This is a genomic window from Lysinibacillus sp. FSL M8-0337, from assembly GCF_038593855.1.
GTDB classification, from domain to species: Bacteria; Bacillota; Bacilli; order Bacillales_A; family Planococcaceae; genus Lysinibacillus; species Lysinibacillus sphaericus_D.
Genome location: NZ_CP151996.1, coordinates 1,665,721 through 1,679,520, shown reverse-complemented (window position 1 = coordinate 1,679,520; position 13,800 = coordinate 1,665,721). Strand labels below are relative to the sequence as shown.

The 13,800-nt window shown below is 38.5% G+C and carries 12 protein-coding genes; 2 read left to right on the top strand and 10 right to left on the bottom strand.

The window, feature by feature from the left end; genetic code table 11:
- Window positions 1-153: 153 nt before the first annotated feature.
- From MKY08_RS07780 to MKY08_RS07770, 3 genes are all read right to left on the bottom strand, one after another.
- Window positions 154-2,427, bottom strand: a complete 2,274-nt coding sequence (locus MKY08_RS07780) for a DEAD/DEAH box helicase (RefSeq protein ID WP_069511576.1) — start codon at window positions 2,425-2,427, stop codon at window positions 154-156.
- Window positions 2,402-2,785, bottom strand: a complete 384-nt coding sequence (locus MKY08_RS07775) for a YppE family protein (protein WP_069511578.1) — start codon at window positions 2,783-2,785, stop codon at window positions 2,402-2,404. The genes MKY08_RS07780 and MKY08_RS07775 overlap by 26 nt, the downstream gene beginning before the upstream one ends.
- Window positions 2,786-3,034: 249 nt before the next feature.
- A complete protein-coding gene (locus tag MKY08_RS07770; protein WP_069511580.1) occupies window positions 3,035-3,229 on the bottom strand; it encodes an endonuclease in 195 nt (64 codons plus the stop codon).
- A 383-nt stretch (window positions 3,230-3,612) separates the two neighbouring features.
- Between MKY08_RS07770 and recU the strand changes: the two genes are divergently transcribed.
- Window positions 3,613-4,263: a Holliday junction resolvase RecU gene (gene recU, locus MKY08_RS07765; RefSeq protein WP_069511582.1), complete on the top strand. Its 651-nt coding sequence runs from the start codon at window positions 3,613-3,615 to the stop codon at window positions 4,261-4,263.
- Window positions 4,260-6,938, top strand: coding sequence for a penicillin-binding protein 1A (locus MKY08_RS07760; protein WP_069511584.1), 2,679 nt, complete (start codon window positions 4,260-4,262; stop codon window positions 6,936-6,938). Before recU ends, MKY08_RS07760 begins: the two co-directional genes overlap by 4 nt.
- Window positions 6,939-7,060: 122 nt before the next feature.
- Here the strand turns inward: MKY08_RS07760 and MKY08_RS07755 are convergent, their stop codons facing one another.
- The 7 genes from MKY08_RS07755 to MKY08_RS07725 form a co-directional block, all read right to left on the bottom strand.
- Complete coding sequence (locus tag MKY08_RS07755; RefSeq protein ID WP_069511586.1) at window positions 7,061-7,375, bottom strand: YpoC family protein; 315 nt, start codon at window positions 7,373-7,375, stop codon at window positions 7,061-7,063.
- Window positions 7,372-8,034, bottom strand: a complete 663-nt coding sequence (gene nth, locus MKY08_RS07750) for an endonuclease III (RefSeq protein ID WP_069511588.1) — start codon at window positions 8,032-8,034, stop codon at window positions 7,372-7,374. The genes MKY08_RS07755 and nth overlap by 4 nt, the downstream gene beginning before the upstream one ends.
- Before the next feature lie 14 nt (window positions 8,035-8,048).
- The gene (locus tag MKY08_RS07745) at window positions 8,049-8,780 is read right to left on the bottom strand and encodes a DnaD domain-containing protein (RefSeq protein ID WP_069511590.1); all 732 of its coding nucleotides are present in this window, start codon (window positions 8,778-8,780) and stop codon (window positions 8,049-8,051) included.
- A 93-nt stretch (window positions 8,781-8,873) separates the two neighbouring features.
- Window positions 8,874-10,169, bottom strand: a complete 1,296-nt coding sequence (gene asnS, locus MKY08_RS07740) for an asparagine--tRNA ligase (protein ID WP_024363361.1) — start codon at window positions 10,167-10,169, stop codon at window positions 8,874-8,876.
- Window positions 10,170-10,197: 28 nt separating this feature from the next.
- Complete coding sequence (locus MKY08_RS07735; protein WP_069511592.1) at window positions 10,198-11,391, bottom strand: pyridoxal phosphate-dependent aminotransferase; 1,194 nt, start codon at window positions 11,389-11,391, stop codon at window positions 10,198-10,200.
- A 16-nt stretch (window positions 11,392-11,407) separates the two neighbouring features.
- Window positions 11,408-11,890 carry a DUF5590 domain-containing protein gene (locus MKY08_RS07730; protein ID WP_069511594.1) on the bottom strand — a complete coding sequence of 161 codons (483 nt, stop codon included), beginning with the start codon at window positions 11,888-11,890 and terminating at the stop codon, window positions 11,408-11,410.
- Window positions 11,891-12,335: 445 nt separating this feature from the next.
- Entirely contained in the window at window positions 12,336-13,757 is a 1,422-nt protein-coding gene (locus MKY08_RS07725) for a tetratricopeptide repeat-containing diguanylate cyclase (RefSeq protein ID WP_069511596.1), read from the bottom strand.
- Window positions 13,758-13,800: the final 43 nt, after the last annotated feature.

Sequence of the window (13,800 nt, the reverse complement as noted above, 5' to 3'; positions counted from 1 at the left end):
TTTTTTCAGATTCGCGCTCAATTTTTTTGATTTTTTTTATTATTGTTAAAATTGTAAAACTACACAAATTATGATGCTAGCATTTATTAACAGCATAAAAAAACACGCTACAAAGAATTTCATTCCTCTTTGTAGCATGTGCTATTTTATAAACTAATAATTTCCGTTTAGCAATTGAAGCAGTTTGATAACTTTACTTTTTGAATTAATGATAGATTCTTGCGGACCGATACAGGATGGGCAACCGGATTTACAAGGGCATGCTGTAATATGATGCTGTACCTTTGTCACTAAATCCTCCCATAAATCATACACTTTTTCACTTAAACCAATTCCACCTGGATATTTATCGTAAACAAAAAACGTTGGTTGGTCATTGTGCGTTGCTTTTACTTGGGGCACAACCGCGACATCACTACTATCGCATTGAATAAATAATGGTATAAAGGCATTCATCGCATAGGCTACACCCATCATTGCATCTGTCAGCTCTTCTTCAGTCCACTTTTGCGGCGACGAAAACGAGAGCCAAGAAGAACTGGTATGCATTTCATCAGGTGGTAGATGAATCGGGCCAGAGCCAATATTATCATGTGTACCAAAGCGAATTTTCTTAAAGATGGTAGCTTGTGCGACTAATCCTACATCGCCAAAGCTAATAGTCCCACCTTGATAGTTGCGACTTCGATCTTCTTCAAGTACTTTCATCTCAACTGCTAAATTCGCGTCTGTGTAATAATCAACATCTACTTCTCGCACAAAAGCTTTTTTTTCTTCCCAATCAAGTTTTTCTACTTGATATTGAATGCCCTGATGCAAATAGATTGCTTCTTCATGTAATAATGTCATAGCACTATGGCGATCCATTTCCCCAATGACTTTCGTACGAGCAGGTACTGTCATATCAATAATTACAACATTTTCTTGTGATGCTGAACGGAGGCTTATATCATGTGCAGGAAACCGATCACTCATCCAATGCCATTTTTCACTCGTTTTAAAAATAACACCTTCTTCTGCTAAATAGTCGAGCAGTTCTTGTATGTCATATTCTCCGTACGTATCGCTTGTTGTAAAAGGTAACTCAAACGCCGCACATTTAAGATGATCCATTAAAATCAACATATTTTCAGGGTATATCCGTGCCTCCTCGGGGTCGCTCCCTAGTAAAAAGAGTGGATGATCTACCACATATTGATCTAGTGCCGTAGACTGTGCAACATAAATAATAAGCGCCTCGTCTTGACGTCGGCCAGCACGACCCGCTTGTTGCCATGCACTTGCGATATTTCCTGGGTAGCCCGTCATAATACATGCCTGTAATTGACCAATATCCACCCCTAGCTCCAGCGCATTTGTACTAACTACGGTTTGAATCGTACCATCACGAAGCCCACGTTCTATAACACGTCGCTCTGAAGGTAAATAGCCCCCTCGATAGCCACGCACAGATTCGTCTTGTAGCTTATTGCGCGTCAGTTCTTTCAAATACGTCACAATCATTTCAACACGCACACGACTTTTAGCAAAAATAATCGTTTGAATGCCAGCTATATAAAGTCTTTTGGCAAGATCACTTACCTCTAAAACCGCACTACGCCGAACGCCAAACGTTTTATGGATAATCGGTGGATTGTAAAAGAGAAATGTTTTTTTACCAACCGGAGCACCTGAATCAGCAATTAAAGTGTGGGTATCATTTGTTAAATTTTCAGCTAATTCTTTTGGATTTTTTATCGTTGCTGACGTACAAATAAAAACAGGTTTACTACCGTAAAATTCACAGATACGTTTCAACCTGCGAATTACATGCGCCACATGTGAACCAAATACACCTTTATATGTATGTAATTCATCAATAACGATATACTGCAAATTTTCAAAGAGCGATACCCACTTTGTATGATGCGGTAGTATACCTGAATGTAGCATATCTGGATTGGTCATCACAATATGCCCTGCTTTCCGCACCTTTTGCCGAATGCCAGGAGCCGTATCACCGTCATACGTATAGCTTAATATGTCCTCTCCACTCTGTTCAATCAGTTCATTTAAATCATTTTTTTGATCCTGCGCTAACGCTTTCGTTGGAAATAGATAAATTGCTCGTGCATTGCGGTCTTCTAAAATTTTTTGTAATACAGGTAAATGATAGCAGTAAGATTTCCCAGATGCTGTCGGTGTTACAGCAGTAAAGGATTTACGACTCGATGCCAAATCAAACGCTTCCCGTTGATGTGTATACAATTGTGTAATTCCTCGGGCATGTAATGCCTTAACAAGTGCAGGATGTAAATTCTCTGGGAAAGGCGCGTTTTTAGCATCGCGGCCTTCTAAAGTGTGCCAATGAATGATTCGCTCTTTTAATTCGTCATCATAGCGCCATTCATTTAACAATGCACTAATTGTCCGTTTTTTCGATAACATTATGTTGCGCCTCCTTCACTAAGCGATAAAAATTATTTAACGTAAAGGAAGTAGAATGCGTTGCATCTAAAAAGCGTTTTTTACTTGTTTCTTTATAAAAAGATTGCACAACAAATTGCTCCATTGATTCAGCCGCTGAAGCAATTTGTCCTATATGCATATATTTCGGTCTGTTTTTTTCAATCCAAGCAGTCGCCTCTTGCTGCCACTCTTTCAGCAGTTGATGGATGACATCCGCATGCGGCTTGACCTCTGCAAAAAAATCTGGTGTCCGATCCTCCTCGCGCATTTGCCAAAAGCGTGCAACACATTTTTCACATTCATCTATTAATATGGAAGTTTGCTGTATTAATAACAATTTCGCACCTCATCTCTTTCATTGTACCTTTAGCTAATGATTGTGTGATTATCATGTCCAACCAATAATTTACTGTGTCAAATGTAGATAAAACATAAGTTCAGGTTCATATGCCTTATTCTTATCTTTACGACATACTCAAACTACCTGAAAGCGTCTTGTCGTCATTCTTAACACTCGCTAAAAGCATTAAATGATTGCATCTAATGAATCATTTTTATAGGTATGAGGTTAGTGTACCAAAGTCTATCATTTTTCACTACTAATAGGCGAACAAGCATTCTTTACTTGCCAGTTCTTTTCTGCTAAGCTTACTTTCTGGCTAACAGATTTGAGCTGCATAAAAAATTGCAGGTTATGTGCATTATTTTCTAATGACACCCTCGTGATAAGTAATTGATTGACCAGATCCAACTGCGCAACTAATTGTCCTAATTTGTTCAATACAACGCCTCCTTTTATCTTTACTTATGTATTCCTCGCATGTATAAAATAACCTTCATGCGTGACAAAAAAAGCGTAAGTTAGCTGAAAGAAGAAGTATTTCGATAAATTTTTAATAAATGCTACCTATGAGTAGCATTCGTAAATGTGCTGATAAAAGACTCTATTTCAACGAATCTAGCAATAAACGAAAGCATTACTATGACAATTTCTATGACGAATGCAGTTGTTTCCTTGGCGAATTTTCTACTTTAAACAGCGAATCATGCCACGGATTAGCAATTGTCATCTAACTTTAGAGCAATGTGCTGACTGTGATGAAGTTCTACAAAAATCATGGTAAACTATTGTGTATAATAGCAGTATTATAGAGGGTGAGCTAAGTGACAATTCGTTATCCAAATGGGAAAATCTATATCCCTGCACAAGCTATTCAAAAAGCAGAAAAAAAGGGGAGAAAGAAGGACTTCTCCTATAGTAATCGTGGGAAAACGCTTGAAGATGAAATTAATGAAGCAAACGACTATTATTTAGAAAGGCAACTTGCGATTATTCATAAGAAACCTGTTCCCGTACAAATCGTCAAAGTAGAGTATCCATCACGAAGTGCTGCCGTTATTCGTGAAGCTTATTTCCGAACGCCCTCTACAACTGACTACAATGGTGTTTGGAATGGGCATTATATTGATTTTGATGCAAAGGAGACCGCCTCGAAGACGAGCTTTCCACTAAAAAATATACACACACATCAAATGAAACATATGCAGCAAGTGAAGGAACAAAATGGTGTGGCATTTATTATCGTTCGTTTTTCAGCTTTTGAACGGTATTTTTTAGTGCCATACGAAGTTTTACAAAAGGCCTGGCATGCAATGAACAATGGTGAACGTAAATCGATTCCCTTTTCAACCATAGAAAAGGAAGCTTATGAAATTCCAACAAGCTATTATCCACGTATCGATTATTTACCTGTTCTCCAACAGTTTATTGAAGCAACAAGTCATGGCTCTGAAAGTGAGGAGATAAAAAAATGAGTGAACGTCGTCAAACACGCGGGGAGCATCAAAAAGCTCTCGCTCAAAAAAATAAAAAGAAAGCGCCGAAAGCAGCGAAATCTTCGCCTAAAGCTTGGTTCAAGCGTATTGTTCTAACAATACTTATTATAGGGCTTGTTGGCTTAGTCGGCGGGGCAGGTGTATTTGCCTATTATGCAAGTACAGCTCCAGAACTTGATGAAGATTTATTGAAGGACCCCGTTTCCTCTGAATTTTATGATAAAAACGGTGAAATTTTTGCCACAATCGGTGCGGAAAATCGAAAATACGTAAAATACGAAGATATTCCAGAAGATATGATTAACGCCATTCTAGCAACAGAAGACGTTCGCTTTTTTAAACATCATGGGATGGACTTTTATCGTCTTGGTGGTGCAATACTTGCCAACTTCCGTGATGGTTTTGGGGCACAAGGGGCTTCAACATTAACACAGCAAGTTGTCAAAAATTCATTTTTACAAAATGAGAAAAAATTAAAACGTAAAGCACAAGAAGCATGGCTTGCTTTCCAACTTGAACGCAAATATTCAAAAGAAGAAATATTTGAAATGTACTTCAATAAAATGTTGATGTCCGGCCGTATTTATGGCTTTGGGACAGCAGCTCAATATTTCTATGGTAAAGAGTTAAAAGATTTATCATTGGATGAAGAAGCGCTACTAGCTGGCTTAGTTCAACGTCCAAACGCTTACAATCCATTAAAAAATCCAGAGCTGGCAGAGAAACGCCGAAATACAGTTTTGGGCTTAATGTACCAGCATGGAAAAATTACTAAAGCTGAAATGGAAGAAGCGAAAAAAGTTGATGTGCAAGCAGGTCTTTCAGACGATGCTACACGCCAATCATTTGCTGGTTCTAAATACGATGCCTTCCTAGATATCGTCATTAATGAGCTAGAAAATAATGGCGATGGTTCTGCTATGGCTGAAGGTATTAAAGTTTACACAACACTCGATCCGAATGCACAGCAAATTGTCGAAAACATCATGAACGACGATAGCAATTTCCCAACAGAGAAAATTGAATCGGGCGTTGCTGTTGTTGATACAAAAACGGGTCAAATTCAAGCAGTTGGCGGTGGACGAAATTACGGCAACCGTACATTTAACTATGCAGATGACTTAAAGGTTAACCACCCTGGGTCAACAATGAAGCCATTACTTGATTACGGTCCAGCAATTGAATATTTAAAATGGTCAACAGGTAAAACACTTGTCGATGATCCAATGAAATATACAGGTACAAACCAAACGATTACAAACTGGGATGGGAAGTATTTAGGTGCTATGACAGCACGTAAAGCGTTATATGCTTCTCGAAATGTGCCAGCTGTTAAAACGTTTAAAGAAGTTGGCGCTGACAAAGCGAAAGAATTTATCGGACGCTTAGGAATTAAAGCAGAAAATGCTTACGAGGCAGATGCAATTGGTGGTGGTGACATTACAATGTCCCCTATTCAAATGGCAGCATCTTATGCGGCATTTGGGAATAACGGTGTATACACTGATCCTTATGCCATAACGAAAATTGTTTACCGCGACGGCAAATCAACGAAAGACTATACACCAAAATCTACAGTTGCTATGGAAGATTACACGGCTTATATGGTCACAGATATGTTACGTGATGTAGTCAGCAATAAACCAGATGCATCAGGTACAGCCGCGAATGTTTCAGGCTTAGATATTGCTGGTAAAACAGGTACAACTAACTATTCAAATGATGAATTTAATAAATATAATTTACCAGATACGAGTGTGCCAGATTCATGGTTTGCTGGTTACACTACTAATTACTCAATCGCTATTTGGAGTGGTTACGAAAAACGTTCAGATCCAATCACAACATGGGATGAACGCCGTTTACCACAACATTTATTTAAAAATATTATGAAAGACCTTTCTGCGAACATTGAAACTGCACGTTTCAAAAAACCAAGCTCGGTTGTAGAAGCGACGATTGAAGTAGGCTCTAGCCCATTGAAACTAGCTAGTGATTATACTCCAAGTGAATTGCGCCAAACAGAACTATTTGTTCGTGGTACAGAACCTACAGAGGTTTCAAATGAGTATGAAGCACCTGAACTTTCTACACCTTACAATGTAAGTGCAAGTTTAGATTTAGCAGGTCAATCTATTAATATTGGCTGGGAACATGATGCCATTCTTGACCCAGAAACAGATGAACCAATGGCTACTACTTTTGAAGTATCTGCTACACGTGAAGGTGGCGAAACGGTAGTGCTTGGTACTACTGACAATAAAGGTTTAACTGTTAGCAACACATTAGAAGATGGGAAATACACGATTTCTGTCGTAGCGATTGTAGATGGTACACGCAGTGAACCAGGAACGACATCTTTCGAGATTTCGAGCATGCCTGATGAGGATTTAGGTACCGAAGATCCAGATAATCCAGATATTGAACAACCTACACCGCCTGATCAAGGCAATGGTGAGGACAATGGCAATCCTAACGGCAATGGCAACAACGGCAATAATGGCAATAACAACGGTGGTAATAACGGCAATAACGGTAACAATGGAAATACTGGCAATGGCACTGACAACAATGGCAATAATGCTGGTAGCCAACCTCCTGTAACACCAACTGACCCCGTAGTGCCAAACGAAGATAACGATAGTGAACAATAGTTAATCTAAACATAACAGGAGTAGAAAATGAAATATTTTCTACTCCTGTTTTTATATTAATAAAAAAGGTTGTCCGTAAGTTCAATCACTTACCGGACAACCTTTTATCTAACATGTATTCTTTAGCGTTTGGTCGCCTGTAAGCGCAAACGTGCTGTTCGTTTTTTCGTTTCTTTAAATAATTCATCTATTTGACGATAACACGCATATTGACCTGGTTTCGTTTTAATAAAAGTTAAACGTTCCACTCCATTTATGGGCATAACTTCTTCACCTGCTTCGTAAACTAAACGTTCAAACAATCGTATAGCCTCTTCCATAAGTCCTTTTGCTTCCCCATTACGTGCCTGATGGGCTGCATGTATTTGCGCTTCTAGCAATGTCCACTCTGCAAACCATTCATCAATTTTTTCTTTTGTGATTGCATCAATATTCATGCTTTGGTTACCAGTCCTTTTTTTAAACGCTTTTGTCCTTCACGACAATCACCTAATAACGGACATGTTGAGCATCCTGGATTTTGTGCCTTGCAATGATAGCGGCCGAAGAAAATTAGCTGATGATGGGTTTTCGACCACTTGTCCATCGGTGTTTTTTTCATAATCGTTTCTTCCACCTCAAGAACAGAGTCTTTCCAACGACATAAGCCTAATCGTTTAGATACGCGCTCTACATGTGTATCGACTGCAAGCGCTGGTATATCAAAGGCTACGGATAGTACAACATTCGCTGTTTTACGACCTACACCTGGCAAGGTAACAAGTTCCTCACGACTTGCAGGAATTTGCCCCGCGTACTCAGTCAAAAGTCGCTCACATAAAAGTTGAATATTTTTTGCTTTATTTCGATAAAGACCAATAGAACGAATATCCTGTTGTAGCTCCTCTAAGGACACCGCTAAATAATCTTCGGGTGTTTTATATTTTTGAAACAACGTTTTCGTTACTTTATTAACAAGTACATCCGTACATTGTGCAGATAATAACGTGGCGATTGTCAGCTCGAACGGGTTGTCATGCACAAGTTCACAATGTGCATTAGGAAACATGCGGTCCATTTCAGCTAGACAATGCTCCCACTGCTTTTTTGTTAACATTCCCTAAAATCCCCCTATTCTCTTTCTTCTAACCAGTTATAAAATGGTACTTTATTTGTCGACTGCGTTTCTTGCTGTAACGTGCGGGATTGCGGTCTATTCAAGTTTTGCTTTTCACGGAACTGTTCGCCTTGCTTATGTGCAGCCTGTGGTGTGGTTATATTTTTCTTTTTCCACTCCAACAAAATCCGATCGATATAGCGAATGCTTAGTTTTCCAGCAAACACAGCCTCTTTTAACGCTTCTTTAATAAGTGAAGGACTGTGCCTATCCTCATCCAACCAAGAACCAATTTTTTCTAGCTCTAAAGGAGATAAAAGACGCCCCATTTCTTCTTCAAATAAACGGAATATCTCGCCCTCTTCTTGCTGAAGCGTAACTGCTGATTTTTGTTGCTCTTTCAATTCTATAATCTGCAAGATACGTTCCCAAAGAGGATACACCGAATATTTTTCGTACAGCTTGCCAGTTGTTTTATCAACGTCACGAGTAATCTCAAGGAAGCCTTTTTGCATTAGTCTTTGTAAACGCGATGTAATTTCATTACTAGGCATTGTGAGACGATTCATTAAGTCTGTTGGTGTAGGAAAATCATTTCCTTCAACATGAAAGGCAAGTAAATGCAAGACGATAAGCGCCTCATCATCCTCAATATTTAACTCCTTATAAAACTGAAAAAAGAGCTGAGGAATGTGTATCGTTCTCTGCTCGGTCCATGTACGGAGTCGATTATTTTTTGTATTCATGTAGACATGACTCCTTTTTTCTAAGTAAGTAGAAAAGCCGCGTAGAAATTTCACTACGCGACTTTGCAATTGTTTTTGTTTATTACTAACCGATTATGGATATAAGCGGTTTAATAAACGTGGGAATGGAATCGTTTCACGAATATGCTCTGTCCCAGAAATCCAAGCAACTGTTCGTTCTAACCCTAGACCGAATCCAGAATGCGGTACGGATCCTTGCTTACGAAGTTCTAAATACCATGCATAAGCATCTAATGATAAGTTATGTTCTTCAAGACGAGATTTTAATAATTCGTAGTCATGAATACGCTCTGAACCACCGATAATTTCACCGTAACCTTCAGGTGCAATTAGGTCAGCACATAACACAACATCATCACGATCAGGATGTGGTTGCATGTAGAATGGTTTGATGCCTGTTGGATAACACGTAATGAATACTGGTTTGTCAAATGAATTGGCAATAGCAGTTTCATGTGGTGCACCGAAGTCATCTCCCCATTCAATATCATCAAAACCTTGTTCATGTAATAGTTTAATGGCATCGTCGTATGAAATACGAGGGAATGGCGCTTTGATATTTTGAAGTGTAGAGGTATCACGGCCAAGTCGCTCTAATTCTAGCGTACAGTTTGCCAGAACAGACTGTACAATATGCTCCACATATTGTTCTTGTACTTCTAAATTTTCTTCAAATTCCACAAAAGCCATTTCCGGTTCAATCATCCAAAATTCGATAAGGTGACGACGTGTTTTAGATTTCTCAGCACGGAACGTCGGACCGAAAGAGAAAACTTTCCCTAACGCCATTGCAGCTGCTTCCATATAAAGCTGACCAGATTGAGATAAATACGCATCTTCATCAAAATATTTAGTATGGAATAGCTCTGAAGTCCCTTCAGGCGCTGAACCCGTTAAAATTGGTGGATCCATTTTCGTAAAACCATTATTGTTGAAAAACTCGTAAGTGGCACGAATAATTTCATTACGAATTTTCATCACCGCATGTTGCTTACGAGAACGTAACCATAGGTGGCGGTTATCCATTAAAAATTCAGGGCCATGCTCTTTAGGCGTAATTGGGAAATCAGTCGCTGCATGTAACACTTCAATGCCTGTAACTGCTAGTTCACAGCCAAAACTTGAACGCTCGTCGGCTTTCACCTCGCCAATCACATACATCGACGTTTCTTGCGTCATACCTTTTGCAATCGCAAAAATTTCTTCGCCTACTTCTTCTTTCACAACAACACCTTGCACAAAACCTGAACCATCGCGCAGTTGTAAGAAAGCAATTTTACCACTTGAACGTTTGTTAGCTAACCAAGCACCTAGCTTGACTGTTTCACCGATATGCTGTGGCATATCTTGAATCATAATTTTTTTCATAGAAATCCTCCAAAGTTGGTTAGAAGGATTAGTCTTGCCATTTTGATTTTACGAATGCATCAATACGACGGACTGCCTCTTCTAATAATTCTAAAGATGTAGCATAAGATAATCGCATTGTAGTTGGTGCACCAAAGCCAGAGCCCGGAATCACTGCTACGTTTGCTTCAGTTAAAATATCCGCAGCAAATGCATCTACTGAATCATAACCAGTATGAGCCATCGCTTCTGCTACATCTGGTAATAAGTAAAATGCGCCTTGCGGTTTTAATACATTGAAGCCAGGAATTGCACTAATTTGTGGATAAATTTTTTCAAGACGAGATTCAAATGCTTGGCGCATTTCTTCTACAGTGTCTTGTGATCCATTATATGCTTCCACTGTTGCATACTGTGCAGTTGTTGTCGCGTTTGAAGTAGAGTGTGAAGCAAGGTCAGTCATTGGTTTAATAATGTCTGCATCACCTGCTGCATACCCGATACGCCAGCCTGTCATAGAGTGAGATTTAGCTACACCATTAACTACAATTGTACGTGCTTTCAATGCATCTGAAAGTTGTGCAATTGAATAATGCTCAATACCATTGTATACAAGCTTCTCATAAATTTCATCTGACACGATTAAAATATCTTTTTCTTCTGCAACAGCCGCAAGTTCTGCTAGCTCATCACGAGAATAAATCATACCAGATGGATTGCTTGGCGAGTTAATGATGACTGCTTTCGTTTTATCTGTAACAGCTGCGCGTAATTGATCAGCAGTAATTTTATAACCTTGTTCACGTGTTCCTTCAACATATACAGGCACGCCACCCGCTAGTTTCACTTGCTCTGGATACGATACCCAATAAGGAATAGGGATGATTACTTCATCGCCTTCGTTTAAAATAACTTGGAATAACGTGTAAAGAATATGCTTTGCCCCAACACCTACGATAACCTCGTTCGGTTTATATGTAAGATTGTTGTCGCGTTGAAGTTTGTCGATAATGGCTTTCTTTAAAACTGGAAGACCGCCGGCAGGTGTATATTTTGTTAAACCTTTTTCCATAGAGTTAATAGCCGCATCTAGAATATTGCGTGGTGTGTTAAAGTCTGGCTCACCAGCACCTAGACCAATTACATCAATACCTTGCTCTTTTAATTCTTTTGCTTTTGCAGTAATTGCTAATGTTGAAGATGGTGTTAAAGTTTTCACTCGGTTTGCTAATAATTTTTTCATACGGGATCTACTCCTCTTATAAATTCTTAATGCGCTTCCACCAGTCGCCGTCCTTAAACAAAATATAGACATAGTTGAGTTTATCTTGATCGTTCAGGTATGTAATTTCCCAAACAGCTCCAGCCTCCTCATAGCCTAATTTCATATGAAGAACCTTTTGTACATTTCCTTCTTTTTTAAAAACCGATAATGCTTGCTTTTCCGTAATACCATCTTTCAAAAATACTTCCTGAATGGAATCCTCTTCTAGATTCGTTGGAACAAAGACAGCCTTTTTGTCACCGTATTCGTCTACCCCGAATACAGTAACATACGAATTTTTGCCATTATATGTGTAGGACTCCGTGACAATTGCTAGGGCTTTGGCATCAAGCGCCAACTGTTCAGCCTTTTCTTCAATTGAACTAAACGGAGCCTCGGCTTTCCAGAGTACTAAAATACTAATGACAAGTGATAAGGAAACCATAAAGACTGAAATGAAAATCAACCAGTTTTTCATATATTCACCTTATGTTTCACACCTAGCTTTTTGTTTGCTAAGAATGCCTGATATTTTTGCGTGTCGATCACTGCGCACACTTTCATTTTGCTTACCATTTTTGCCAACCTGCTTTCTTTCCTCATACCACAACATTATACACCAAAATCCCGTTGTCGTGTTTGCTAATTTCATTTATTGTACGTTGATAAACCAACGTTTTCAAATGATTAGAGCATCTATTTTCATTTTTTTCTCTTTCATGAAAATAGACAGCCTTTTCCCGTCAAAAGTTCCTATTCTTTTTCACAAAGAGGAAGATTCTTTTTGAGGGAAATCTCTTTTTTCTATATTAAAAAGGACCATTATTGAAAATAAATTTATCCCACTGCCTCGTATTGACAGTGGGAATGATGAAAATAGATTTTTACTAAAATTGACAATGCTACTAAATCTGCGAATTTTTTTATTGCGCACTAATAACATAGTTGGCGCGCCCGTTATTTTTGGCTTTGTACAAGTTGCGATCTGCTTGCTTAAAAAGCTTTATATATTCATAATTTTTTTGGTCATTCAAACAGGCACCTAAACTAACTTTTAGTGGATAGCTATCATATTCATGTTCTAATTTTAAAGTTAACATGAAGGCATGCAATTCTTTTATACTATCATTTAAAAACAACATACTCTCATGTCGAAGACAAATAATAAATTCATCTCCACCATAACGTATAATCACCGCTTCTTGATTATGCAAAAAATCTTTTAACCCCGTAGCAAGTAGTTGCAACACCATATCGCCAAATAAGTGGCCATATTGATCATTGTATGCTTTAAAATAATCAATATCGAGTACAATTACACCGACATATTGCTGGCATGCCTGTGCCTCATTTAACCAATCATTCAGTTCTATATCAAGAAAATGGCGATTTAGGACACCTGTTAACGGATCAAATAGCGCCCTTTTTTCCAGTGACTCTTTTTGTCGATTAAATTCTAGATTCATCACCTGTTGAAGCAGATTATCTGCACTCATTTTTTCTGATAGCTCTATATAGGCGCGTTGCACATCAAAGATTTCATTACGATAATCCAATTGATAAAGTACGTTTAACAGCATGCGCATCACTTTCTTCGTAACGGGGTTATCACCATAGGATTGCGCTAATTCTATCGCTTGCTTGTAATAGTCTACCGCTTCTTCAAGTCGATGTTGATGCTCGTATAAAAAACCAAAGCCAAACAATGCGGCTACCTTTTCTCGTTTATGATTTTGAATAATTTCAGAATTCAATGTCTGATTCAACAATGCTTGAGCAGTAACAAAATCGCCCTCTAAAATATACACATCCGCCATATTATTATGAATGCGAATCTCTTGTAATTTCGCTAATTCAGGAAGTGTCTTCGCAAGCTCCTCATTATAATTTCTTGCAATAAAAGCCGCTTCAAGAGCCTCCATATAACAGCCATTTTCAACTTCTAAATAGCATAGATTGCTATAGCAACGTACAAGCATTTTAATATCTTTTAGCTGTGTAGCATATTCAATAGACTTTTTTGTCATTTCCACCGTTTTTTCTCTGAAACCAACCAAATCATAGATTAAGGACATGACCAGATTGTAATTCATAAAGTCCTTTTTCGTGCCGTACTTTTGGCAGCACTCCCCATATTCTTGGATATGACGTACCATGCTTAATGTATCACCTAAAGCATGGTGAATTAATATCTTTTGGAAAAATAAATCTAGTCCATGCCTATGATTATCATTTTCTACTGCTACTAAAAGTCCCTGTTCAGCAAGCGTTAAAGCTTCTGTCAAACGCCCTTTCGTCCGCATTTCCAGGATTGTTTTGTTTAATTGTTCTAATGTTAACTCCAATTCATCACCACTTCTCTATGCTCGGATTTTCCCTTATCCATCA

Bases quoted from the DNA above. Each gene is read 5' to 3' on its own strand.
- MKY08_RS07780 (WP_069511576.1), bottom strand. From the start codon at position 2,427: ATGTTATCGAAAAAACGGACAATTAGTGCATTGTTAAATGAATGGCGC.
- MKY08_RS07755 (WP_069511586.1), bottom strand. From the start codon at position 7,375: ATGAATATTGATGCAATCACAAAAGAAAAAATTGATGAATGGTTTGCA.
- asnS (WP_024363361.1), bottom strand. From the start codon at position 10,169: ATGAAAAAAATTATGATTCAAGATATGCCACAGCATATCGGTGAAACA.
- MKY08_RS07730 (WP_069511594.1), bottom strand. From the start codon at position 11,890: ATGAAAAACTGGTTGATTTTCATTTCAGTCTTTATGGTTTCCTTATCA.
- nth (WP_069511588.1), bottom strand. From the start codon at position 8,034: ATGTTAACAAAAAAGCAGTGGGAGCATTGTCTAGCTGAAATGGACCGC.
- MKY08_RS07735 (WP_069511592.1), bottom strand. From the start codon at position 11,391: ATGAAAAAATTATTAGCAAACCGAGTGAAAACTTTAACACCATCTTCA.
- MKY08_RS07760 (WP_069511584.1), top strand. From the start codon at position 4,260: ATGAGTGAACGTCGTCAAACACGCGGGGAGCATCAAAAAGCTCTCGCT.
- MKY08_RS07745 (WP_069511590.1), bottom strand. From the start codon at position 8,780: ATGAATACAAAAAATAATCGACTCCGTACATGGACCGAGCAGAGAACG.